Annotated in this window: 17 protein-coding genes and 2 tRNA genes; 5 read left to right on the forward strand and 14 right to left on the reverse strand. The window is 46.3% G+C overall.

What is annotated here, in order from left to right:
* From J7J62_04960 to trpS, 4 genes are all read left to right on the forward strand, one after another.
* The coding region (locus tag J7J62_04960; GenBank protein MCD6124503.1) for a T9SS type A sorting domain-containing protein at window positions 1-485 on the forward strand (485 nt) is incomplete at its 5' end.
* A 72-nt stretch (window positions 486-557) separates the two neighbouring features.
* Complete coding sequence (gene dnaX, locus J7J62_04965) at window positions 558-2,117, forward strand: DNA polymerase III subunit gamma/tau (protein MCD6124504.1); 1,560 nt, start codon at window positions 558-560, stop codon at window positions 2,115-2,117.
* Between the two features lie 10 nt (window positions 2,118-2,127).
* On the forward strand, window positions 2,128-2,427 hold the full coding sequence (locus tag J7J62_04970) for a YbaB/EbfC family nucleoid-associated protein (protein ID MCD6124505.1): 300 nt from the start codon (window positions 2,128-2,130) through the stop codon (window positions 2,425-2,427).
* 25 nt (window positions 2,428-2,452) lie between these two features.
* A complete protein-coding gene (gene trpS, locus J7J62_04975) occupies window positions 2,453-3,454 on the forward strand; it encodes a tryptophan--tRNA ligase (GenBank protein MCD6124506.1) in 1,002 nt (333 codons plus the stop codon).
* A 74-nt stretch (window positions 3,455-3,528) separates the two neighbouring features.
* Here the strand turns inward: trpS and J7J62_04980 are convergent.
* The 5 genes from J7J62_04980 to lon form a co-directional block, all read right to left on the reverse strand.
* Window positions 3,529-3,603, reverse strand: a tRNA-Val gene (locus J7J62_04980).
* A 3-nt stretch (window positions 3,604-3,606) separates the two neighbouring features.
* Window positions 3,607-3,683: transfer RNA gene (locus J7J62_04985), tRNA-Glu, on the reverse strand.
* Between the two features lie 60 nt (window positions 3,684-3,743).
* The gene (lepB, locus tag J7J62_04990; GenBank protein MCD6124507.1) at window positions 3,744-4,394 is read right to left on the reverse strand and encodes a signal peptidase I; all 651 of its coding nucleotides are present in this window, start codon (window positions 4,392-4,394) and stop codon (window positions 3,744-3,746) included.
* Between the two features lie 3 nt (window positions 4,395-4,397).
* On the reverse strand, window positions 4,398-4,598 hold the full coding sequence (locus J7J62_04995) for a hypothetical protein (GenBank protein MCD6124508.1): 201 nt from the start codon (window positions 4,596-4,598) through the stop codon (window positions 4,398-4,400).
* Window positions 4,599-4,642: 44 nt separating this feature from the next.
* Window positions 4,643-6,973 (reverse strand): endopeptidase La, encoded by a 2,331-nt coding sequence (gene lon, locus J7J62_05000; protein MCD6124509.1) that lies wholly within the window; start codon window positions 6,971-6,973, stop codon window positions 4,643-4,645.
* Between the two features lie 113 nt (window positions 6,974-7,086).
* On the opposite strand from lon, the gene ispH reads away from it, so the two are divergent.
* Window positions 7,087-8,742 carry a 4-hydroxy-3-methylbut-2-enyl diphosphate reductase gene (gene ispH, locus J7J62_05005; protein MCD6124510.1) on the forward strand — a complete coding sequence of 552 codons (1,656 nt, stop codon included), beginning with the start codon at window positions 7,087-7,089 and terminating at the stop codon, window positions 8,740-8,742.
* Between the two features lie 31 nt (window positions 8,743-8,773).
* Here the strand turns inward: ispH and J7J62_05010 are convergent, their stop codons facing one another.
* The 9 genes from J7J62_05010 to J7J62_05050 form a co-directional block, all read right to left on the reverse strand.
* Entirely contained in the window at window positions 8,774-10,675 is a 1,902-nt protein-coding gene (locus tag J7J62_05010) for a TonB-dependent receptor (protein MCD6124511.1), read from the reverse strand.
* 124 nt (window positions 10,676-10,799) lie between these two features.
* Window positions 10,800-11,987: an exonuclease SbcCD subunit D gene (locus tag J7J62_05015; GenBank protein ID MCD6124512.1), complete on the reverse strand. Its 1,188-nt coding sequence runs from the start codon at window positions 11,985-11,987 to the stop codon at window positions 10,800-10,802.
* A 95-nt stretch (window positions 11,988-12,082) separates the two neighbouring features.
* Window positions 12,083-15,391, reverse strand: a complete 3,309-nt coding sequence (locus J7J62_05020; GenBank protein MCD6124513.1) for a hypothetical protein — start codon at window positions 15,389-15,391, stop codon at window positions 12,083-12,085.
* A gap of 81 nt (window positions 15,392-15,472) precedes the next feature.
* Window positions 15,473-16,021, reverse strand: coding sequence for a hypothetical protein (locus tag J7J62_05025; GenBank protein ID MCD6124514.1), 549 nt, complete (start codon window positions 16,019-16,021; stop codon window positions 15,473-15,475).
* Window positions 16,018-16,581 carry a biopolymer transporter ExbD gene (locus J7J62_05030; protein ID MCD6124515.1) on the reverse strand — a complete coding sequence of 188 codons (564 nt, stop codon included), beginning with the start codon at window positions 16,579-16,581 and terminating at the stop codon, window positions 16,018-16,020. Before J7J62_05030 ends, J7J62_05025 begins: the two co-directional genes overlap by 4 nt.
* A 14-nt stretch (window positions 16,582-16,595) precedes the next feature.
* On the reverse strand, window positions 16,596-17,138 hold the full coding sequence (locus tag J7J62_05035) for a biopolymer transporter ExbD (GenBank protein ID MCD6124516.1): 543 nt from the start codon (window positions 17,136-17,138) through the stop codon (window positions 16,596-16,598).
* Between the two features lie 14 nt (window positions 17,139-17,152).
* Window positions 17,153-18,490 (reverse strand): MotA/TolQ/ExbB proton channel family protein, encoded by a 1,338-nt coding sequence (locus J7J62_05040; GenBank protein ID MCD6124517.1) that lies wholly within the window; start codon window positions 18,488-18,490, stop codon window positions 17,153-17,155.
* A 116-nt stretch (window positions 18,491-18,606) separates the two neighbouring features.
* On the reverse strand, window positions 18,607-20,409 hold the full coding sequence (locus J7J62_05045; GenBank protein MCD6124518.1) for a PorV/PorQ family protein: 1,803 nt from the start codon (window positions 20,407-20,409) through the stop codon (window positions 18,607-18,609).
* Between the two features lie 33 nt (window positions 20,410-20,442).
* Window positions 20,443-25,038 carry a hypothetical protein gene (locus J7J62_05050; GenBank protein MCD6124519.1) on the reverse strand — a complete coding sequence of 1,532 codons (4,596 nt, stop codon included), beginning with the start codon at window positions 25,036-25,038 and terminating at the stop codon, window positions 20,443-20,445.
* Window position 25,039 lies beyond the last annotated feature (1 nt).

Below are 25,039 nucleotides of genomic sequence, written 5' to 3' on the forward strand. Positions count from 1 at the left end.
CAATTAATGCTGATACATTTGATATATCGGCACCTGAATTGATCTATTTCCCGCCGGCTTCACTGCTAATATTCTCTCCATCGATACCTTGGGATTCAGCGAAAGGCTATTGGGTTTGCATTGATAGCATTTCTGACACTATAGGTACTTTACCCGATTCTTTACCCCTTTGCTTCAGCTTCAACGGCGCGACAACCGCAGTATATGAGCCCCCCAAACCCCGCACTCTCTCCCTCACCTGCTACCCAAATCCTTTCAACGCTGAGGTGAGAATAAAACTTCGCATGCCCAATGCCGGCGATGCCAAAATCGATATATACGACATTTCGGGAAAGCTTATTGATCATATACACAAATCCAAGCTTACCGCTGGCTGGCATGAGCTGGTCTGGCGCCCCGAAGTTAGCGTGCCGTCGGGGGTTTATTTGCTCAGGGTTAGTGTCGGTGGCGAGGCGGTGGTGAGAAGAGTGGTGCTGGTGAGGTGAAATGGTTGTGCCCTACCTATTTCCTGTTGCAAACCATCCCGATATAGCTTAATTTCCAGTTGGAGGTGTGCGATGAGTTATCTCGTTCTGGCACGAAAGTGGCGACCTAAAACCTTTGATGAGGTTATAGGACAGGACCACATAACGAACATGCTAAGGCGCGCCATCGAGCAGGGACGCATCGGCCACGCATACCTTTTTACCGGACCGCGAGGCGTGGGGAAAACAACCACCGCGAGAATATTCGCTAAGGCACTCAATTGCGAAAGCTACGATAAACCAACACCAACACCCTGCAACAAATGCCCATCCTGCATAGAAATAAACGAGGGAAGGTCCCCGGATGTGCTGGAAATAGACGGAGCATCCAACAGAAGCGTCGAGGATGCCCGCGAACTGAGAAACCACATAGTTTACGCGCCGAATGGGCGGTATAAAGTCATAATAATCGATGAGGTACACATGCTCACCACTGAAGCGTTCAACACGCTGCTCAAAACTCTCGAGGAACCGCCCTCCAATGTGGTGTTCATATTCGCCACCACCGAACCTCACAAAGTTCTGCCCACCATAAAATCACGATGTCAACAACTCGATTTCAAGCGTGTCCCTGCAGCTCTCATAGCGGAACACATCAAAAAAATAGCCGATGCTGAGGGGTACTCACTGTCGAAAGAAGCCGCCGAACTTATAACTATGCGCGCTGATGGCTCCGTTCGCGATGCCTTATCGATGCTCGACCAGCTAATGGCTTTTGCCCCCGAAGGCAAAATAACTCAGGATGATGCAGCATATCTTCTCGGAATAATGCCCGCTAAATCGTTCAGCAAAATCGCCGGCGCGATAGGAAGCAAAAATCCGTCAGTAATGATTAACGAACTTTCAGCCCTTCTTGAGGCAGGCTTCGACACTCTACAAATAGCTAAAGGCCTCGTGGAACACTTCAGAAATGCACTTCTCGCAAAATCTGGCGCACTGCCCAAAGACATTCCAAACCGCGAATTATATCAACAAATAGCGAAAAAATTCTCATCATACGACCTTCTGAGATTCCTGAGAATAATTACCGACACATTCTCACGAATGAACAGAACTGACATTCCCCGGTTCATACTCGAGCAAACCCTCGTGTACCTCGCAATGATAGACGAGGTCGTTGAGATAAAAAAGCTGATCGAAAGCTACGAGGAAAAAGCCGCTGCCGCATCCCCAGAGAAAACAACCACCGAAGCAAAAGTGGAAAAAGCCACACCAAAACCTCATAAACCACCAGAAAAGCCGGCTGAAGTCACAAAGGAAAAACCCAACAATATTCCTGAAAGAATAGTTGAAACTGTAGCGCTCCACCGAAAAACACTCGCAGCACTGCTAAGAAAAACGAAAATATCCCTGCAGCAAAGAACACTTTTCTTCGAATTCCCCAGCACACTTGAGACAATACGCGAGGAGATGGTAGTTAACGCTGACACGATGGACTTCCTGCGAAAAATAGCCAACGAGGTGCTTGGCTTCGAGGTCCAAATAGAACTCGTCAGGGAAGGTGCGGTAAAAAAAGTGGCAACCCCAAAAAATGACTTGCCTAAAAAGGTAGTGGACATATTAACTCTTTTTGACGCTGAAATTAAAGAATAAAAAAATCATCATGGACGAGCAGGCTGGAAAAGATACATTCTTGGGCATGGTGCAGAAACTCAAAGAGCGACTCGAGGGTATAACTGCTGAGGGTTCTGCTGGCGGTGGCATGGTGAAAGCAGTGGTAAATGGTAAGAAGGAACTGGTAAGAATTACTATAGACCCACAGGTAGTTGACCCTAAGGATGTGGAAATGCTCCAGGACCTAATAATAGCAGCCGTCGCAGCTGCAAATAGAAACCTCGAAGAGCAAATGAAGGAAACTATAGCTGAAAGTATAGGCGACCTGGGAATAAACCTCGAATTTTAGTAAAAAAGCAGAAAGAGAGGCACCCATGACACACGAAAAAAAAGTGCTCCTCTCCGGAATGCAACCAACGGGAATGCTCCATCTCGGAAACTATGAGGTGCTTAAAAACTGGGTCGAACTTCAGAATTCAGGTGAATACGAAACATACTTCACGATAGTTGATTGGCATGCGCTTACGGCACAGTATGAGGACACAAGCCAGCTTACGGAACAGATATTTCAGGTAGCCGCCGACTACCTTGCATCAGGGCTCGACCCGAAAAAATCAATTATATTCGTCCAATCACAGGTCAAGCAACATGCTGAACTTCATCTCCTCTTGTCAATGTTCGTGCCCATACCATGGCTTGAGCGAGTGCCATCTTACAAGGAAAAATCCAAAACTCTTGGACTCGACACCTACGGATTTCTCGGCTACCCACTCCTTCAAACAGCGGACATAATAATCTACCGCGCCGAACTCGTGCCGGTCGGAAAGGACCAGCTCCCCCATCTCGAGCTCGCACGAGAAATAGTGCGCCGATTCAATTACCTTTACGAGCCAGTATTCCCCGAGCCGCAGCCGCTAATGTCGAAACTCCCCTATGTTCCCGGTACTGATAACAGAAAAATGAGCAAATCCTACAACAACTACATTTGCATGGGCGAATCCGACGATACAATCCGCAAAAAAGTAATGAGCTATTATACCGACCCTACAAAAATCTACCGGGGTGACCCCGGCCATCCTGACACATGCCCTGTATTCGCCCTGTTAAAAATCTACGCCCCTGAGGAAACCGAAAGGATAAAGTCACAATGTGAATCTGGAGATAGGGATTGGGGGTGCGTAAAGTGTAAGAAGCTTCTCGCTGAAAGAATAATTGAAACTATAAAACCGCTGCGCGCCCGTCGCGAAGAACTCCTCGCTGACAGGGAACAAATAAGAAGGATACTCAACGAAGGCGCCGAAAAAGCCCGCCAAAAAGCCGAGGAAACCATGAGAATCGTAAGGAAAGCTATGAAAATGTGGGATGGAATCTTTTAACCACACCTAAATCCAAGTCTGGTGGAAATATAAGAAAAGCCCCAACACCAATGCTTTGTTAAAATTTTTATAAATGGGCGGAAGAGGATTCGAACCTCCGACCTCCTGCTTGTAAGGCAGGCGCTCTCACCAAGCTGAGCTATCCGCCCATATGGCGACCCCAACGGGATTTGAACCCGTGTTACAGGCTTGAAAGGCCTGTGTCCTAACCTGGCTGGACGATGGGGTCGTTCGCTGAAAAATCTTATGAGTGAAGCTTATTTTGTCAACAAAAATCATCGCAACAAACTTATCGTATTATCATCCCTATCCGCTTAAATCTTATCCTGGGAGGTATGTGAAAAACCGCTTTGAAAAACATTTTATAGGCATCGAGTGTCGTTCTGAAGTTGTGCCGTCCCGGACCAGGGTCAACGGAAAAGTAAAGGAATAAAGGTCTTGCCTTAAGGTTCTTTCTGGGAACGGGACCCCAGAACCGCGAATCGTATGAATTATCGCGATTATCACCCATAGCAAACACACAGTTAGGCGGGACTACATAAGGACCAAAATTGTCCCGCCGCGGGATGAAAGTCGAATCGTGCTTGGCAAGTGGTGGATCTGGAACCGGTTTACCGTTCACATACAAGACCTTATTTATTATCTGAACTGTATCTCCAGCAACTGCGACGCAGCGCTTGATAAGGTCCTTGCCCCTGAAACGCGGCTCCGGATGCTTGAAAATTATAACTTCTCCTCGACGGGGCATCCTGAACCTATATGTAATTTTCTCCCCGAGCAGAAAATCCCCGATAAGAAGCGTATCTTCCATTGAACCCGACGGAATGTTAAACGCCTCGATAACCGTAGCCCTCAATATTAACGCTATAAGAAGCGCCAATATAAGAGTTTCCCACGATTTGGGTTTATAATATTTTTTCGCCTGCTTTCTCCTGTCCATTTTTCACCTCAACATCTCAATAGTTGGTAAAAATTTTATCGCTCCATCATCAGGGACGCGATAGTCAGGAGTTTTGGGTAAACCATCAGTGCAGTCAATCGGTAAATACTCCTCTTCAAGAAGCCCGAGTATCTCCATAATCCTTTTAACCGTCGTGCCCTTACTCCTTTCCATAACGAGCTTGTCCCCGATGTAGACCTTCATTTTATTAATTAAGCAAAAATACGCAACAATTTTTAAAGCTGAACCTACTTACGCAACGACACAAGTTCCAAAACCTCATCAACCGTAGAGACTGGTATAATCTCAAGCCCCGAAAGAATTTCTGGCTTAACCTCTTTAAGGTCGTTCTCGTTAAGCTTTGGTATAACGACTCTTTTAATTCCATATCTTCTTGCCGCAAGCAGCTTTTCAGGAAGACCACCTATTTTAAGAACTCTACCCGTAAGAGTTATCTCCCCAGTCATCGCTATATCGTTTGGCAGTGGCCTCCCCGCAAGAAGCGATGCTACCGCTGAGAAGATAGCAACCCCTGCCGACGGACCATCCTTGGGAACTGCACCCTCAGGAAAGTGGATATGTATGTCACTCTTAAGCACCTTTTCAGGGTTGAACCCAAGCACATCAGCCCTCGAGCGAACCAACGACAACGCAGCCTCGACCGATTCCTTAAGCACATCACCGAGCATGCCCGTAAACTTAGCAGTTCCCTTGCCCGGTAAAAGCAAAGCCTCAACGCGGAGTAATTCGCCGCCAAAAGAAGTCCAGGCAAGCCCCAAAGCCTCACCAGGAACTAACCTCTCAGGAATAGGAGACTCAACATACGGCGGAACACCAAGATAGTCATCCACATCGCTTTCATCTATCGTGAACTTCTTTTTCCTTGTTTTGTTGCCAGCGATTTTCACAGCTATTTTGCGCAGGATTTCGTCTATTTTGCGTTCGAGTTCCCTTACACCCGCTTCACGAGTGTAATTGCGGATTATTCGCTTTAATGCCGCTTCGGTAAATTCAATTTTATAATTCACAAGTCCATTTCTTTTTATCGCTTTCGGCAGCAGGAAGTCACGAGCTATTATCACTTTCTCCGTTTCGAGGTAACCGGGCAACCTTAGTATCTCCATCCTATCAAGAAGGGGCTCTGGTATGCCCTGAAGTGTATTCGCTGTGGTTATGAACATAACCTGCGACAGGTCGAATGGTATCTCAATGTAGTTGTCCATAAATGTCTTATTCTGCTCCGGGTCGAGGACCTCCATAAGCGCTGCTGCCGGGTCGCCACGGTAGTCATGTCCGATCTTATCAATCTCGTCGAGGAGAAAAACAGGATTTTTAGTGCCAGCCCGCCTTATACCCTGAATTATTTTGCCAGGCATAGCACCAATGTATGTTCTTCTATGTCCTCTTATTTCAGCCTCGTCATGCAGTCCTCCAAGCGATGCGCGAACAAACTTTCTTCCCAGCGCACGAGCAACGGATTGCGCCACCGATGTCTTGCCAACACCAGGAGGACCAACGAAGCATAAAATAGGTCCACGGGGAGAATCCGAAAGCATCATTACCGCTATATGCTCTGTTATGCGCTGTTTTATTTTCTCAAGCCCATAATGGTCCTCATTGAGAATCCGCTCCGATTCTTTAAGGTCCTTAGAATCTTGCGATGTCTTATTCCATGGCAGTTCGAAAAGCCAATCTATATAACTTCTTATCACTCCAGCTTCGGGGGATGTTGGCGGTATTCTGGAAAGCTTCTTTATCTCCTTTAGTAGAACTTCCCTGACTTTTTCGGGATAATCTCCAGAATTAGCTCGTTGCATTAGTTCGTCTATTTCGCCCTCACTGGCACCGTATTCCTCGCCAAGCTCTCGCTTTATGGCCTCAAGTTGCTGTCTTAGGTAGAATTCGCGCTGGCTACTATCTATCATGTCCCTTACTTTAAGGTTTATCTCCCGTTTAAGCCTAAGTACATCTATCTCCCTTACCAGCATCTCAAGAAGCTTCTCAAGAAGCGTTTTAAGTGTTTCAGCCTCGAGTATTTCTTGTTTCTTTCTGAAGTCAGTGCTTATCTGAGCTGCTATAACATCCGCCATCTCCATCGGCTTCTCAATGTTGAGGGTCTTAACCATTTCCTCGGGCATATCGGTGAGTGAAAGGTACTCCTGATATAGCTCCCGAATCTGACGCATAAGCGCTTCAACCCTGGCGTCGTTGCGGTCATACTTATAGGTGAAAGGGTAAACTATAGCAGTCATAAAGTTTCTATGTGAATTGAATCGCATTACCTTCGCTCTGTATAATCCCTCCACAAGAAGCTTCATGGTACCGTCAGGAAGCCCCATTATCTGAATTATCTTTACAACAGTTCCCACCCTAAAAAGGTCGGCTGCGGTAGGCTCCTCTATCGCTGGTTCCTTCTGGGCAACGAGGAAAAGCGTTCTTTTACCCATAGACACATACTCAACAGCCTCAACGGAGCGCCTTCTACCTACCAATATCGATGTCACCGTGTTAGGGAAAACAACCATTCCCCGAAGCGGGACAACAGGCAATGCTGAACCTATGTTTCTAACCCTACGCATAACTCGCTTTGCTCAAGCAATAATAGCAAAATGGTCATAAAAGTCAACACAATACATCGTTATTGTTAAATAAGCGATTTGCGCAGAAAAGCAAATTGTCTATAATAGAGAATGTGCGAGTAAAATTGGCTAAAAGCACTGGTTTTTGCATTGGCGTTAAACGGGCAGTAGAGCTCGTGCTACGCATAGCGGACGAACACCGCGGTAAAAAGATTTTTACGCTCGGTCCGCTCATACACAACCCACAAACCATAGCGATGCTCGAGGAAAAAGGGATAGGAGTTTTGCGCTCGCCCGACGACGCAGAGCCAAATTCTATAGTGGTCATAAGATCGCACGGAGCACGCCCACAGGACATAGAAAAGCTTATCTCCAGAGGAGCCGAAATATTCGATGCGACATGCCCAAAAGTAGCATTAGTTCACAAGATAGTGAAAAAATTCTCCTCGCAGGGATATGCCACTATAGTTATCGGTGACCCAGACCATGCAGAAGTAATAGGCATAATGGGCGAGGCAGTTGGCGATGTTGTAGCCGTGAACTCACCCGATGAGATAGATAAATTACCAGACTGGAATAGGGTACTTGTCGTGGCTCAGACGACGATGGACTACAGAACATTCGACCGAATAGTCGCAAAAATAAAAGAAAAGTATAAGAATGTAATAGTTAGAAATACTCTTTGTTCGGAAACATCATTTCGTCAGGACGAGGTTGAAAAGCTGAGCGAGGACTGTGATGCGTTCGTAGTTGTTGGTGGAAAAAACAGTGCTAACACCAAGCGGTTGTATAAATTAGCAAGCGAGACAGGAAAACCCACATTCTGGGTCGAAACCGCAGCCGAATTAAAGCCAGAGGATTTCACTGGCATAGACTGTGTTGCTGTCGTCGCAGGTGCATCAACTCCACACTGGATTATAGACAATGTGGTCGACAGACTCGAAGCTATAAACAGAAAATTTGCTCCACCATGGAAATGGCACTGGGTCAAAAATATTGCCTACACGGTATTAAGAAGCAATCTTTACATGGCATTCTCAAGCTTCCTTTTTAGTCTCGCCATAAGCAGCATATTTTCCGTCCCCGAAGGCGTTTTTCGGGCGCTGATAACCTCGGCAGCAGTCTTTACCGCGCAGAACTTCTACGAATTCCGGGAATGGCAGGGATTAGCCCTTATGGACCCAAGTAAAGTCCAATTCGTTAGAAAAAACCGAACAATACTTCTCTATGCCTCGCATGTAGCATTAATAGTTGGAGTGGTGCTAACACTCCTTTCGGCTGTAAGGCTAAAATATCTCGTGCTCTGCGTATTCGTCCTGATGGCTATCTATAGATGGTCAGCAAATATCGAAAGATTACTGCCCACGGCTGTTAAGGACTCCCTTCTTATAAGTGTCTGGATTTTTTTCACCTGGGCCATCGGGGGCGATTACAATCCCAAAGCGCTTGTGCCAATACTGGGCATTGCTTTGCTCCGTGCAATAGCACTTGGCCTTAAAGACCTTGAATCAGACCGCATCCTTCAACGAAAATCGATAACCGCAAAACTTGGGGAACATGCCACTCTAAGACTCAATTTCTCCATATTTCTTTTGGCGATGATTTCAACTCTGGCATTAGGTCCGCGTCAATTGTGGCTCGTTCTAGGATACATAATGCTCTCTGCTATTTCGGTTCTCATCTACAAAAAGGTGCTATGGAAAAGCACATACATAGAAACACTTCTCGATGGCATAATAATCGCAATATCCATTGGTATTCTCGCCTAACTTATGCGCGAATCTTAGCCCTGTTCATTGATCAGTCATAAAAACGCCATCTTATCCCGCCGTAGAAAACCCTTCCCATTGACTTTCTTCCGTCAAATGTATCCCACCTTGTATCAGTAAGATTTTTCCATGCCACGAATATTTCGAACAGGCTGTAAGTGGCTGATACTACGACATCAGCCAAAAAACCAGGTCGAATAACCTTAGTTGTCCCGCAAACTGTCGTCTCGAAACTCCCTATATATTTCGGCGTCAGAATAATGCTGAACCCTACATCCTTAGGCAATGAAAGATTAAGCTTAATCGGCAAAGTAACAAACATATCAGGTCGTTCAGGAAGTCTCTTGCCCGTGCTGTCTTTGGCCAACAAGTAAGCAGCGTTTAACCCAGCAGAAAGCCAGTCAAAAGCTTTCATGGAAGTCATTATCTTCAAACCCGCAATCGAAGCGGTGGCAATATTTTCTGGCTGCCATATCGACGAATCAGGACCATCAGAGACGGGAATGTATGTAGAGGTCCACTGAATCAGGTCCTTATAAAAAGTTGCAAAGGCTGTAACTGAACCCTTAACCCGACTCTTATTAAATCCAATGCCAACGGAGGCGTTGGTCGAGTTCTCCTTCTTGAGTTCCTCATTTCCTCGTGTGCCGTAAATCATCACTGTCTGCCAACCGACAGTATCGCCGGAAGAATCAATTACTGGAACTGAATACGGAAAATAGGATTCCATCCACCACAAATCGTTCGGGGTGGGAAATCTTAAGCCTCTGCCGAAATTAGCCACAGCGTATACGCCCTTCGATAAATCCTTTCTTAGTCCACCGCCAAAACTGAACCCGCCCTTGCCGTTTATGCCCTTATCGTAACGAACAGATAAAAGCACTTTTGCCCAGTTAGACCTTACAGTTGATTGAATTCCCGCTCCAAGTTCGCTTAGTCCATCGTGGTCTCCGCTGTCTGTGCTTCTTAATTTCAACAGTCGTGGCTGAACGAAAACTTTTGTGCTTATCGCTCCAAACTCTCTTGCTGCCCTCAGATCAAATGTCAACGCATTAGCCTTATGCTCGGATGAGCTGTAACTCGTGAAATATTTTTGTTTGTATTTTTCAAGTCGAACGGCTGCTGTGAGCAGATTTTCGCCAAATCTCGTGTTAATTCTTACATCTGCCAAAGCGACCTCATCCCTTTGGTGACCCAATGTCCCATAAGAGTAATAATCGAGCCATCCTCTATGCGAATGACCAAAAAGCTCTATCTTAAAGTTTTCCGATGCCCCAATTAAAAATTTTGATGACACATTCTCCACCCTATTCTTCTCCCCTTCGAGATAACCCGAATTCTCAACCCTATCACCTGCGATAAGCATCGATAACCCGCGAAAAAGATTATGCTCCATGCGCAGCTTAATACACTCCAGAGCGTAATTTCCCTGCATATACTCGATGTCAGTTACTGTCGTATCAAATCGGTCCATTTCGATAACAAAATTCATAGCACCAGCCATTCCACCAGTGCCGTAAACAGCTGACCACGCGCCCGGAATGACCTCGGCACGGGAAATAGCGCTCATAGACAGCCATCCAGCATCAAACAGCCCAAGCTGAGGGAACTGAACAGGCAAACCGTCAACAAGTATGCGCTGATGGTTGGAGCTTCCACCGTTTATCATTGGAGTCGCAGAAGCTCCAAAAATAGGTCTTTGGCGTCTGCAATAGACACCACCAACCGCGCTAAGTAAGTCCACAAATTCAACTGGATGACGCGACGAAATCTCGTCACGATTTATCGCCACACCATCGGACGAAAACTCAAGCAATTCACTTTTGACAAATTTCTTCGCCCAAATCGTATCCGCAACCGCACGATAAACTTTAAGTGAGTCATCCTGAGCAAAAACAACAGAAAGAATCGCTAACAGAACGAACGACTTCATTTTCTTACCTCCTCCTGTTTGGTCTTTTCGGACAATTGAAATATCGGTGGGGAATAGGGTCTTGTCAAGTGAAAAAACAATATGTAGTGGTTAAATAATTATAAAAACACAATATATTGTGTTACTAATTTCGCGAGCCTCTCAATTCATCAATAATCTCTTTGGCACATTTCAAAATATCCTCTTTTTTAGCAAGGTGCTCCTTGCGCACAGATGAGATGTATTCAGATATAATATCCAATGTTCCCATTGCCTTTCTCGGTGCTTTACTTAGAGATTTCTCCGCAGTTAAACCAGAATACTTTGTGTTCACGCTTACCTTACATTCCAAAGCTCCTCTTTTAAGCACTGTGCGCTTTATAAATGGAATATCTGGCTTCGGGTCGGAGGCAGCCCTCGTTATCGCTATCCTTACGATAGCGTCCTTAAGTCTCATTTGTCCAAGCCTCTCCAAAATGTATTCGGTCGGGTTGGCAGTATCAGCAATATTTACACTTACGGTGATAAAACTTGGCGATTCGAGCTCGACGAAATTCCATCTTGCACGCCAAAAAGAATTCTCTTCGGTCAACCTAACGAACACAAAACCTTTTGTTTCATTGGCTTCGCTGAAACTAACCCTGCTAAGGCTTCCAGCATAAACAGTCGGCGGGTTGGATATGAGCTTCTGATGCCTGTGGAGATGTCCCAAGGCGATGTAGGAAAAAGGCGTGTCTCGAAATACATCGGGAAAAGCGTGAGGCTCGTCAGGAAGAAGGTTAAGGTCGCTGCCTGAAAGTCTGGCACCCAGAACAAAAATGTGCGCCATAAGTATTGAAGGATGTTTCGGCTCAACCGACGAGCAAGCTTCCTCAAGTAAGGAAGAAAAATCACTCTTGATAATAGCGCTATAGGGAATCGCAGCAATGTCAAGGGGCAAACCTTTTACCTCAAGCGAAAAAATGCCAAACTTATCCGCAACAATTATTCCCGGAACACCGAGCGTGTCGTATATTTTAACCGGATGGTCACCCCAGCCAGGTATTTCGTGATTACCGATCAAATAGACGACCTTAGCTCCGCTGTCTACCAACGATTTCAATACGCCCGCAAGCGCATTCTGAATGGTAGGTGATGGATTGCCGCGGTTAAGAATGTCCCCGCTTAAAAGCACGACATCGACCTCATTTTTGCGGACAAAGTCAACGAGCGATTCGGCTGCTTTCAATACGAAAAGGGTTCTTACAGGTACTCCGCTCTTATCCCTTGCGCCTGGATAGAATCCGAGGTGCCAGTCTGAGGAATGAACTATTTTTATTTCTCTCGTGCTCAAAATATCGTTTGACGCTCGATTCAGAATAAAAAGGGGCTCACTTACGAGCCCCTACACTCTACACAATAAAGATTTTTATTGCTTCGTGCTGTTCATCACGGCTTGTAATTGTTGTCCCAGCTTCCTTTAAGAACCGTCAAACCTTTCAGGTTAGCAAGATAAACCACCGATGCTGGGCCCTCGCCGATCTGAGAAACAGCTTTTGGCGCTGGCGCTCCTGTTGCGGCTATAGAAAGCGGCTCAAGTTTCGGGGTGTATTTAATAAGAGTATTGGTCGCGTAGTCAGCCACGAACACAAAGCCATCGGGCGCGACATAAACATACGCAGGCTGTTTCTGGTCGGGAAGCTCGACATCACCAAGATATTCGCCACCAATGGAGAAACGAACTATTTTACCTTTCCCTATGTCAGCCACGAGAATTTCGTCGCCGTTCACAGCGACCGAAAGCGGATGAACAAGCTCATCCCGACCGAACTCTTTTTTGAACGACTTGCCCTCGAAAACCACTATCCTGTGATTCCCAGCATCCGCAATGTAATAAACGCCCTCAGAAACAGCCACACCAGCAGGCATCCAAAGCGGGCTGCTACCGTATCTTTCCCCGCTATATGCTATAACATCGAACTTAAGTTTTGCAGCCTTAACTGGTTTAACCTCTTCAGCTGCTTCCTCACCTTCAGCGGTGGTGGATTCCTCCGGTTCCTCTTTTATAACCTCAGATTTCCCGGGTATAAGCCTTATAATCTGGTTCCTTTTGGGGTCAGTTATTATAAGTTTCCTTCCATCGAGTGCCAGTCCACCAACACCACCAATGGTAAGGTCGCTGTACCTGAACTCGCCTTTTTTGCTCCCATCCTTGGATAACCATATTATCTTGTGGTCTTTCGCGTTCGCAACGAATGTTTCAGAACCATTCGAGGAAACCGCTATGGCGTATCTCGTTCCCGAAACCTCGCCCGTAGGTGTATACTTAACCGCTTTCTTAAGCGTTATAGTTATCCTCTCGGAGCGAGTTATCTTTATCTTGCCGTCCCATTTGTAGAAACCTTTCTTCTTAACCACGACCTCATGCGTTCCTCTATTGGTGGTTATCTTGTAAAGTGATGGCTTACCGCTTACTGGCTTCGCTGCGTCTGGCTTGCCGTCGAATATGATAGTTTCCTCGCCACCCTTAGGCTCGATAGCGAGCTCAATCGTAACATGAGTTTCCGGCGGACGGTCCGGGATAAGCTTGTCAATGTCAGGTATTTCCTTATATCTTGAATCCTTGTGCCAGATGTACAAGCATTCATGCTTTTTTCTTGCTCGCTCCGCCTCCTCGTCCACAAGCCTTTCGTATGTCATAGGAGCTTCCTTATACCTTGGAAGTGCCGAAGCCGCCGATGCCTGCGCACGACACGGTAGCTTGGAAAGTTCAAGGTCAGCTTTCTGATACCAATAGTCAGTTTTGTTGCGTATGGTCTTAAGAATTGAACCTAATGCTCTTGCTGCATCAGCACAACGATTCTGCTCCTCTTTTATTATCGCATATGTGAACGCAGCTCTATAGTGTCCTCTGGCTTTAAGCGGCGAAAGAAGCGACAAAGCAAGGTCATACTTGTTTATATTGAAGTAGCCTATACCTATAACATACTTCGCCTCGTCCCTGAAAGGCGATGTGCAACCCTCAAGAACGCCTCTCGCCTCTTCTATAGTTGCGGGGGCTTTATCCTTCTCCTGAACTGTGGCAAGTTTAACGAGAGCAACACCTTTAAGAAATCTTGCCCTATTTTTCAGCGCAGACGAGACTCCAGCACTGAGCACCTTGTCAAACGCGTGAATAGCAAATCGTAGAGCAGTCTCACGCTCAAGAGCGGCAGTCTCTATGCCCTTCTGCAGAAAGTATTTTCCGGCATCGATGTACTTTTCCGCATCCTTGGGCAACTGAAGCCCAGCAAGAGCCATGGCTGCATCGAAAACGCTTACATTCCTTTCCTTACCAAGGCTCGATTCGATGTTTATCAAGAATCGCCTTATCGCAACAATATCCCTTGCATCTTCGGTAAGATACCTGTAGTACTCACCCTTTGGGTTCTCAAGCGCTTTGTATATGTTGTCCGCCTGCCCAAGAAGGTTTATATCGCTTCTTTTCACACCCATCCAGAACAAACACTCAGCCTGCCTGAACTTGGCGTCAGCGCGAAGCTCCCTCATTTTCGTCGTTCTTATGGCACCGCTCTTGCTCAAGAATGTGGAGAATTTTGCATTAGCTTTATCGTATTCGCTGTTGATAAAGTGAAGCCATCCAGCCCAGTAATAAGCCTCAAAGTTTTTGCTTGCTACCCTTGAGAGGTTGCTTGCGGCACTGCGTAGTGGACCATTGTAAATAAGGTAGTTAAGCAATGCACCATCAGCTATTCTGTTCAAAACTTCATCACCCCAACCCGGCGCCGAACGAAGGTCAGTAAGCTTTTCCAGTGCATCGTCGAGTTGCTTTTTGTCTCCCACCGAACCAAGTGTTATCATGTCAATAAGCTTACCCACTTTCCCCATAAGCTGAAGGTCCTTGTATGTTCCCGCAGATGCCACCATCTTCTCGAGAATCTTCATAGAAAGCCCGAGTTCTTCCTCAGCGGCAGAAAATCGCGTCCCCTTTGCGAGTTTATACTTTTCCCACTTGTCCTCAGGAACTCTAAGATAAAGCCTTGCTATAACATAATGGCAGGTAGCTTCCATATAAGCTGCCGAAAGCGCAAGCTGCTCGTTCGAGGACATCTTAGCCTTCTTGAAGGTCTCCACTGCATCCTTCAGGAATTTCTTTGCGGTGCCGTATTTTCCGGGATAAAATGAATTAATGTAACCAAGCTGATACTGGCAGTATCCAAGCAAATATGTCGCATTGTCGATAAGGTCCTGGAAGTCGGCTTTGTTCTTCTGAACATTCTCGTCATCGAGAAATGCCATGAGATTTCCGATAGCATTGTCCAGCTCCCTTGACTGTGCTCTTTCAGTAGCTGCAAGCTGGAATAACCTAAACGAACAGAGCGAACGCATGTAAACCGAGCGAACATACTCTTCACCTATTATGCCAAGGTTCTTGAATGCAAGCGCAGCATCACGGAATGTCTCCGCTGCTTTTTCTATAAGGTCTCTATCTTTACCTATTTTAGCAGCATAATATCGCGCTGTAGCAAGAAAGTATTTGGAGTAAGCCTCATCAGAGGGTGATAGAACGCCGCCCAGCAATTGCTCGAAATCCTTTATAGCTTCCTCGAAAAGTGGCTTGGCTTTGTCCATATCGCCCGCAAGATAGCTTTTAACGCCTTTATCCAGCGCATGCGTGGCAGTAGCAAGGTCTATAGTCTGCGCCGAGGCAAGGCATAACGCCAAAAGTGGCATTGTTATTAGTAAGAATTTACGCATATACTTACCTCCCGATTTTATTCTAAATAGTGTCGCTTCCCAAGTTAAAACGCTTCATACCTGGTTTTTCTTAGTCCACAATCAGAAAAGCGTTCCCTTAACCACGGTGAATCCGACCTGACGAACCATTTCACGCACATTCCCAAGCCTCGGAACCTCTTTCCCCGCCTCAGCCTCAACAAGAACTATCCTTCCCGGGTCCACCTCTATCCTCTTTTTCGCCACATCAACCTTGATCCTCATCGCACCTTTGCCGAATCGCGTATAAGTCCACCCTTGTATCACCCTTACGATGTAATCGTTAAACTGAGGTAAACTCGTCCTCTGGATTATGGTCGGCGAAATAACTGAAACCTCAACGGTGTATTCCACTATTATGGGCTTATCAGGAATACCGTAGTTTTCCTTTATGTAGTTGAATTCTATGTAATCTGTTGCGTTAGCTATTCTGAATATTGGTGGTGGAGGTGGTGTATATCTTATGGTTATCTTTCCCAGACCACCGCGAAATATTATTTTGGGACCCTCGGGGATGTTTATGTAAGATTCTCCGCCACCGCCGCCGCATCCGAGAACAAGCAGGCTAAGCAATGCCAGCAAAAGCGCTATTTTAAGTGTTTTTGTTTTCATACCCGTCCCCTCCGTGACTTTTTGATCTCCACCTTAAGGTCCGAAAGCGTGCCTCTGACCCAGGCTATCTTCGCTATGCCTATCGAGTGCATGAACCCAGTTATCCTTACAACATCACTGTATGGTATATTTCCTGGAGCTCTTATTATGACTGCAGGGTCGTTATCCCTTATATCGAGCAGAAAAGCTTTCAACCCTCGCTCATCGTAGATAACTCTATATCGCTGTGCAGCATTTCTGAATGCCACATATGCAGACGGAATTTTAACTATTTGTCTCTTGTCCTTGAACCAATTGTAAAACTCAGCGGACTCGTCGTTGCCCTGAAGGACATAATAATCGAGTCCACCTGTGGGAGTTTTGTGTATCTGAATAAGGACGGATGCCTCTGCATCGCCTCTTTTAGGCGTAGGAAGGTTCATAAGCCCTTCAACCTGCGGCGCCGACTTTATAGCCGGAAGAATCGATATCGAAACAAGGAAAAATATCATTAGTTGGAATATAATGTCCACAAGTGATGTAAGTTCCGTTGCAGGGAGCGGTTCTACTCGTCTTTTCATTTGCTATCACCTCCCTAAAATAGTCTTTTCTTGATGTGAGAAAATCTGAACCCTACTACTTCGATGGAGTCTCGGTCGCAGAATTCCATTATATCGAGAATGTATCCGAAAGGCGTATCCTTATGAGCGCGTATCTCAAGCCGTGGAGGTGGATTCCCCATAAATATCTCATCTTCAATCCTCCGCTGAAGTATCCTTTTCGCTTTTTCCAACGGGAATGGACCATGCGCATGAGAAGACTCGGCTTCTGCTTCTTTAACTGTTGGCACCGCAGGGTCGAGTATATATGCTGCAAGGTCACCATTGAAAGGTGGCTTCTGTAATCTATCTATATGAAGTAAGTATCCCTCAGTAACCTCCCAATCCACTGATGAGAGCTTTTCAACCGCAGGGAGTTGAGGTAAGTCCTTTTTCTCCTGACCCGCTACCTGTGCCGCAGACTGCTTAAGCATCGTTCCCAGCGCCATGGTAACCATGAAGAATATTAGCAACTGAAAGATAATATCCACAAGTGATGTCCACTCGGCTTTTGGAAGTGGTTCTTCGCGCCTCTTCATAGTCTACCACCTCCTCAAGCCTGGTTAAGGATGTTTGTCATAATCTCTTCCCACTTACCGAAGATCCAATCGACTTTACCACGATAATAGTAGTGCAGAAGCATCATAGGTATTCCGAACATAAGACCTACAATGGTGGTTATCAAAGCGACATAAATACCACCTGCAAGCTGCGGCACGATAACATTAAGCTGGACATTAGGATTGGTTCTCACGGTTTCCTCGATTTTACCGAATGCCTGTCTTATACCTACAACCGTTCCAAAAAGTCCGAGCATGGGCTCAATAGACCCAACAGCCCAGAGTGCTGTTACCTCCCAGCCTTTCAGTTGGTCGACTTCCTTAATCATGGTATTATCAGCAGCACGGTCCATCTCTTGGGAAGCATAGAAATTGTTCCTGTTAGCCCTGTGGTTTTCCAACGCAGCAAGGAATACCCTAACAGTCGGATAATCGAGCGGCTTTTTGGGGAGCTTTATGCCCGGCACACCATTTTTGCAAATCTCTATGGCTTTCTCAACATTGGGCAAACCAATCTCAAGCCATTTCCTCTTAGCAATCTCTTCCTCGACTTTCTCATCTGCCTTAAGGAAGTCCTCCTTAGTAGGGAAGTCCTCAGGTCCTACAGACATGGATTCCATAGCTTTCGACCAGTATTTTGCCACCTCGCGAAGGAATATATTACCTCTTTCGCTCTCCACCTCAGTTTTACCTACTCTATCAACAGGAAGGATTCTATAAAGAAGGCTCGGTTTATTCGGTGGGAATATGTTAGCCAGCCATAATCTTCGCCAGATAAGTATCCATGTTACTATCCCGAACAAAAGGAGCGCGTGCTGAGCAATCATGAATGCTTTACCACCTCTTTTGATGAAATTCCAGTAGGCGGCAAATATTCCTCTTTTTTTAGTAACGACAGCGGCATGCTTGAAAACAACACCCTCTGCGAAGTCCCATTTCGACGGATACGGCGGCGATGCCAAGACCACTCGCCACCAATAGTGCTGACCGAAATTGAGACCTGTGAATATCACGGAAAGCTCATTTGTTTCCTTTTTATCAGCTATTGTGGTGAAGGTAGAATCGGTGGAGACTTCAGCACGAAATGTAAGCCCGAGGTCAGATGGGGACATTACTTTTTCCCAATCGGAATAGGTTTTCCTTCTGGGATTATATCGTTTAATATAGACTTCCCATCCAAGTGTTACCTGAAGGTTTCCAGCTTCGTCCTTTGACTCATCTGCTGACGAAATATGAACCCAAATAGAGTCCATGTACTCTTGTGCATGCACTGGCATCAGTGCCATAGCGCTTAAAACCACAAGAGCCAGCAGTGTTAGTTTCCCGTGCATTACTACCTCCTCCTTTTACTTTTGTTTTCTATTTTGCTGTCCTTAATAGTCAATATAATTTAACGATATTTAAATGCCACTATTTCTCGTGTCAACACAATATTTTCCGAAAAAATTTACAGAGAACCAGCGAGTTTCCGCATATTCTCAGCTTCTTTAGTCATTCCAAGCTTATCGTAGATGTTCGCAGCCCTTTGAGCAGCAGCGGTAACCACCTCTCTGTCCGCATCTGGGTAAAACAGTATTATGTCAAGATAAGCTATTAAAGCGTTCTTCGCATTATCCTCTCCACCCTGAGCAGCATAAATATCGCCCATAAGCAATAAGGCATCATCGGCTATGGAATTGTCCTTGTATTTTTTCGGGAACATGGGGTAAGATAGCCTGCCCCAATTTTCGTCGTAAAATCCAAAGCCAAACTTTTGAACGAGCTTCTTAAGAAGCCCTATAGCACCAGTTGGGTCACTTTCACGCGTCAGATAAGCAAGTCTGTACATGGCGAGTGGTCGCACGGGATCCTCAAGCTCTGTCATGTTAGCTATCTCGGTATAGAGCGCCTTAGCGCTATCGAGATATCCCAGAACCTCATATGTGTACGCAAGATCGTATTGAAGTCTTACATCATATTGGGCGCTATCGCCACCAAGGGAAATAAGATCCTGTATAAGATTCTTCGTCTCCTCGTTTATCTGTTTATGCATCGAAACCTCAGCGAACATATAATGAGTTCGCTGTGAGAACACAAGGTTCGAACCTTCAGTAGCGAGTATGTTCTGCACCCAGTTCGCGCCAAATTTTCCAATGTAAGCTTCCTTGAAGAATGGATAAATATCTTTGAAATTAGGCGCTGCGGAGAGTGGTGCTTTCTTGCTTTCATAAGTAAAGTAGCAGTCACCAAAAATAAGGTTCGCTTTAGCACCTATAAGACCGTCCTTATCCAGCAATCCCTCAAATTCCGTTAGTCTCGCACATGGATCCGTTTGAGCCATAAGGTCCGAAAGCTTATAACGCTCGGCACCGTGAAAAGTAAGCGTGAACCTCATGTAATCATTGCCCACAGGATTCATAACAGCGCCAGCATAGTCGAGTGAAGGTCGCCCAAGACCACGCATCGAACTTATCATCCTGTCGAGAGCGAGTCCCAGCCCGAATGTGACCTCGTTCATGTTATAGCCACCGCGAAGCAGCAGGAACTTGGTTATCTTCGCCTCTACTCCAAAATGAGGTCTTATCACATCCTCGACTTTCTCCACATCAGCAAGCAGGAAAATACGCCTTATCGGCTTTATTCCCACGCCAAACCTTATAACCATTGGGAGTTTATCTCCAGCTATTTCAGATGCTCCAAGATTGTATACAGCCAGTCCGACGCGGAACTTTCGCATTATGTCCTTGGTAACCACGCCGAAATCAACGCCTCCAAATCCGCTTGCGGAATAATCGCCCATGGAAGAACTCAGATACTTTCCCGAAATACCCATTCTGAACCTTCTTCCCCAAAACCATCTTCCGAAACCGGCGCTTATAGCAATATCGTTGAGCGAGAACTCGCCTGTCGGTCTGCTGAACTGGTCTCTGCCTTCAAATTTCGATATACCAAAGCTTGTCAGAGATAGCCCTATATTGCCTATTTTCCCGATAGGATAGCCGAAAGAAACATTTTCATACCTCGAGTCGAGGAACAGCTGTGCATGGGTTACTGCAAGCTCCCATCTTTCGAGAGCACCCAGTCCTGCGGGGTTGTAAAGCAGCGCATCAGCATTGTTTACAATAGTAGAGTATGCGCCACCAAGAGCAAGTCCTCGCGCGCATGTGCCGAACCTCAGGTATTCACCGGGTTTGCCGTAAACCCCGTCCTGGGCTAACGCAAGGCTTATTATAAGCCCTAATGCGATAATTAGGTATCCAGCGGATCTCATATTTATTGCCCCCTTTTATGCTCAAAGGTTTTATTATCGCTCTATCCCTTTCCAGACCGCGATTTTACGCTTAATTTGCTTACCACCTATGTCAACAATGCATATGTAGCCACCATTGGCAACTATGTCTCCGTTGTCGTTCCTTCCATCCCACTGAATTTCACCCTCGCGGGAATCGGACTTAAGCGTTTTCGTTCCGCTCCAGACAAGATTACCGAACATATCATAAATCTTTATGTCAACGGTAACACCTGGTGTCGGTGCTTTTATCCTTATGTATGTTTTCTCCTTCGTTGGGTCGAAGGGATTGGGGAAGTTTATAACCTCTTGAGGCGACCAATCTATAACTATCTGATATGTCTTGCTTTGTGACGGGTTTTCCGCCTTGTCAAGCACCTGAGCGTAGATAAGCCTTGCGCCCGCCAGAAGAGCATCGATATGCTCAGGCGGAAGCGGAACATCCTCGGGATAGTAAGGCTCATCCGCAGCAGTATAAATAACCTCAGGATTAGCTGGGTCAAACTCTATAACCTGAACATTGTAATCGAAATTAGGGGACTCAGAAAGTCTTACCGCATAAACCTCACCAGGTGGTGTATCCTGTGGATTGAATATGATAATCCTTAATTCTTTGCTATCAGACCAATTGGGGTCATCGCTATCGATGTCGTGCGCTTCGATTCTGTCCATTGTGGGCGGTATCGTATCAAGGATTATTGCGTCCACATTAACCGGGCTGACATACTTGCCCTTCTTAACCTGGCAGTAGACATGTTTTACCTCATTGGTAGCGTTAGAGAATGTGAACTCGTGAACCCTTTCGAATGGTATCCAGGCACTGGCAAGCAATGCTGGTTCAGTCTCAGCGAATCGCATGGAATCGGGAGTAACGAAGGAATTTATGACAGTAAGCACTGTCTGGCTGTTGGTGAATTCGCTGTCAAGCGTATCGTTTGGTGCTACTACTTTGAAGTCAATCTTACTCCACGGATAGAAATTCTTCACCTCGCTCGCGTTTCCTGCGGAGTCCACGACCACCACCTCAACAGTATATAGATTGTGGGGGTCAAGCATATCAGCCAGCGGGAAATCAACATTGAAGTCAGGATATGTTCCCCATTCGTCCCTAACTACTGCGCAAGCTATGGTATCGAGTTCAACCACTCTAAAGCATACCTTCCAAAGATGACCACCATCTGGCTCATCTGTTATGGACATCGGGATAGTATGGGGCAATGTCGTGGTATCAGTATGGGTTAATGGTCTGAATTCAAACTGGGGCGGTATAGTATCGTATCCGCCGTGAACCACAATGTCGTGCCAGTTACCAGCACCATCCATAGCACCGCCAACAATATCGAAACTTCCTTCCACACCGTCTCTTATTATAAGTTGCACGCTGTCATTAGGATAGGGCACCATTATGCCACCGCCACCTGCTACAACAACGAATGGCCTTGGTGCCCATAAACTATCCTCAAACGGACCGATGAAATGAAGAGAGTCGACACCCGAAAGATTATCGTTAGCTTCGGGTATTGATGCGTATATGTACCGTTCGTTAGCCCACCCCATATGGGCGCGGAACACATTAGGCCACCTATCAGCCTTCGTGGTATCCCAAACGGTGAATCCCTGGGGAATGTCGGGATAAGTTTGATCGAGGATTATAGAGGCTTCCACACGGGGCGAAACCGTATAAGCCACCGACCTCACCCAACCGTAAACAACCTTCTCACCCTCTCCGGGAGGAACCTGGAAAAGAGTGTCATTATCACCAGGATAAGGTATCCAGCCGGGTGCATCTGGTTCAGGTGGGACTGTATCGATTGAAAGGTAATATGCATCAGGTGGTGTAACATATGTGGTAAACAGAACGCCAACCGTCGGAGAATTGGTATATGTGGTGAAGGCATGTCCTCTATCAGCATCAAAAAGCGTCATCTCAACTCTTATTTCTGTTCTGTAAACTATCTCGTCTGAAGCCATGACACTTATGTTCCCCGCATGGTCTTTAACGGCTACATAAAGCTTCTTAACGCCCTGCTCGGGGTTAGTGAATGTATAGCTGAGAAGATGGTCGTACGGTTGCCACAATCCACCAAGATTATCCGGCCACAAAGCTGAATCCTCGAAAAATGCAATGTAAGCGGGTTCCGCTGAACCATCAACAGCATTTGTTTCAACGAGTATCGTTAAATCGTCGGTATATTCATCGCTGTGCGAGGTAGCATCCCTTAGCGTCACCGAATTTATAACTGGACGCTGCCTGTCGAGCGTTACCCGGAAATCTGCGGGCGCAGACCAGTTACCAGCCGAATCCTGAACGAAACCATGAACAAGCCAAACTCCATCGTGGTCAGGCAAATGAAAGTCCATAGTTGAAGAAATATATGGCTCCTCGACTACTATCGTGTCGCAGACTGCCTTCCGATGATAAATCCCTGTTCTCGTGTCTCTTGGGTCAACGAAAACCACTCTAACATGGATGTCGTTGGTATAGCCGCTATCGGCTATTTCCGAGGTATCGGTTGGGTCGTAGCCTACCGAGAGGTCCTCTACATTTATCCTCGCAAGATACGGGTCATGAGTGTCCAATATAATGCTCATCGAATCAGTAGCGGTGGGGAAAGCATCGTAAATGTTCCATCCGCGCGCATGAATCCATCTGACACCGTCAACACGGCTGAACTCATGCTCAATGGTGATTGTAGTATCGGGTCTCGAAGGCGTTGGAACACCATACATAGAACGACTTCCGGCATCGTCCCATATTTCTATCGAGTCGACATCAACACCATACCTTATGGTCACATAAACCAGATTGCTGTCGGTGTATGTTCCTGTCAAATCTGGACCGTTAATATCACGCATCGAGACTATATCAACGAAACCATTATTAATGTCATAGTATATCGAATCGTGACCTACATTAGAAATGTTTCCAGCGGAATCCTTGAGAACCACCCAGATGTGCATCCAATCACCCTCTGAAAATCCCGTGAATGTGAATGTCATAGTGTCGCGGAAATCCTGCCAACCAGAAGCGGGAATGTGTGCAAGCATAGATTCGTCCTGGGTAAGGAAAACCTTGTAAAACGGCGAGGACGAAGGCATGGGGTCTATATGAATTTTAACCGTAAGCTCGTCAGTAGTGTCGCTCGGAAGGTCGGTGGTCCTGTCGAGTATATAGACAGCTCGCAGAGTTGGGGCGTCGGTGTCAAGGATAATCGTTCCCGTTTGGGGAGCAGAATAATTGCCAGCCCTATCCTTAAGCTTTACATAAATGGTCCTAACACCATCACCGGGAGTCATATTGTAAAGATATCTTCCACCAGCGGAATATGGGAAGACAGCTTTATTTTCTTCAAAATCGCTGCTTTGTGCCACATAAACGCTTTCAATCCCCGACGCGTAGCTATCGCCGAGAGGTGGATTATCGGCGGCACCTTCTGGCGTAACCCAAACTGCGGTGGAATTGGTATAGCCCGTCTCCGCGGGAACATCCGTAGCGTGAGGAGCAGTAGTAGTGTCCTCAATTATCACCCGTGAAAATTCCGGTGAACGAGTATCTATGTTGAAAAAGATTTCCTCTGATGTTATAGGCTCAACATTGCCAGCAGAATCTATAGCCTGAAAGTAAAGACCATAGCGTCCGTCATGAGCTGTCACGAAATCTATAGAATCGGTGACAGTAGCAGCACCACCGTAGAATATCGAGTCGTATCTTACAGGCGAGGACATGTCGAGAGAGTAGTAGATTATAACATCTCTAACTCCGCTATAGCTATCGCTTGCCGTGAATGATACTCTGACAGAGCGCACAGTATAATACTCGGAAATCCCTGTTGGTATAACCCTTGCTTCTGGCATTCCTGTGTCAAATCTCGTCCATGTTTGAGCTGGAAGCGGACCAAAGGCGGTATTAGGGTAAATCTCGTTTCCGAGTCTGTCCTTGCCGGCGAGATAGAACTCATAATATCCATCACCGCCCACAGCAGCGGAGTTGAAGGTTATATCAGCATCAACTGGCGAGCCAGAGAATGACTCCGCTCCAAAATAAGACCATGTATCACCTGGCGCAGTTCTATAGTAAATCTTTATTTGAGCCACATCACCTACGACGGCGTCCTCGGCGTGGAAATTTATCTCCAAACTCGGTGTGTGCGTCCAGATCCAGAGTGTTTCAGGTTCTACAGTCGGGGCGGAATTGTCCTGCCTCGAGCAAACATAGTTCGACCATGCCGAAAAAGCGTAAAGAGTACCCGAAACTGCGTAGCGATATTGAACTCTGTAACAATATCTGACATTGTCGGAAAGCGGGTCGTCGGCGGGAGTTCCGGGAAGAGAATCCAGACCTATAGTATAACTATTGTGCGGCGCATGCCTTACTGGTATGGGGAATATCGAGTGAGTCGGATCTATCCCCGATGGGAATGTTGGGGTGCCCTCAGCTGAAACTACCTGAATATGATAAGCTATGGGATGTGCACCCGGAGGTAGCGTCCATTGGATTCTACATGTGGTGCCCTGAGTATATGGCGGCAAAGAAAGTAGTGTCGGCGCACCCTGAGCGTAAAGCCCGACCGCCAATATTGCTATAACCCCTATTAAGCCAATCCGTTTCATA

Source organism: bacterium (assembly GCA_021159335.1).
In the GTDB taxonomy this organism is placed as follows: Bacteria; UBP14; UBA6098; order B30-G16; family B30-G16; genus JAGGRZ01.

Excerpts from the sequence above, each read along its gene's own strand:
- lepB (MCD6124507.1), bottom strand. The coding sequence starts at position 4,394 with ATGGACAGGAGAAAGCAGGCGAAAAAATATTATAAACCCAAATCGTGG.
- J7J62_04970 (MCD6124505.1), top strand. The coding sequence starts at position 2,128 with ATGGACGAGCAGGCTGGAAAAGATACATTCTTGGGCATGGTGCAGAAA.
- lon (MCD6124509.1), bottom strand. The coding sequence starts at position 6,973 with ATGCGTAGGGTTAGAAACATAGGTTCAGCATTGCCTGTTGTCCCGCTT.
- J7J62_04995 (MCD6124508.1), bottom strand. The coding sequence starts at position 4,598 with ATGAAGGTCTACATCGGGGACAAGCTCGTTATGGAAAGGAGTAAGGGC.
- J7J62_05045 (MCD6124518.1), bottom strand. The coding sequence starts at position 20,409 with ATGAGATCCGCTGGATACCTAATTATCGCATTAGGGCTTATAATAAGC.
- J7J62_05010 (MCD6124511.1), bottom strand. The coding sequence starts at position 10,675 with ATGAAGTCGTTCGTTCTGTTAGCGATTCTTTCTGTTGTTTTTGCTCAG.
- J7J62_05020 (MCD6124513.1), bottom strand. The coding sequence starts at position 15,391 with ATGCGTAAATTCTTACTAATAACAATGCCACTTTTGGCGTTATGCCTT.
- trpS (MCD6124506.1), top strand. The coding sequence starts at position 2,453 with ATGACACACGAAAAAAAAGTGCTCCTCTCCGGAATGCAACCAACGGGA.
- J7J62_05025 (MCD6124514.1), bottom strand. The coding sequence starts at position 16,021 with ATGAAAACAAAAACACTTAAAATAGCGCTTTTGCTGGCATTGCTTAGC.
- J7J62_05035 (MCD6124516.1), bottom strand. The coding sequence starts at position 17,138 with ATGAAGAGGCGCGAAGAACCACTTCCAAAAGCCGAGTGGACATCACTT.
- J7J62_05050 (MCD6124519.1), bottom strand. The coding sequence starts at position 25,038 with ATGAAACGGATTGGCTTAATAGGGGTTATAGCAATATTGGCGGTCGGG.
- J7J62_05030 (MCD6124515.1), bottom strand. The coding sequence starts at position 16,581 with ATGAAAAGACGAGTAGAACCGCTCCCTGCAACGGAACTTACATCACTT.
- dnaX (MCD6124504.1), top strand. The coding sequence starts at position 558 with ATGAGTTATCTCGTTCTGGCACGAAAGTGGCGACCTAAAACCTTTGAT.
- J7J62_05040 (MCD6124517.1), bottom strand. The coding sequence starts at position 18,490 with ATGCACGGGAAACTAACACTGCTGGCTCTTGTGGTTTTAAGCGCTATG.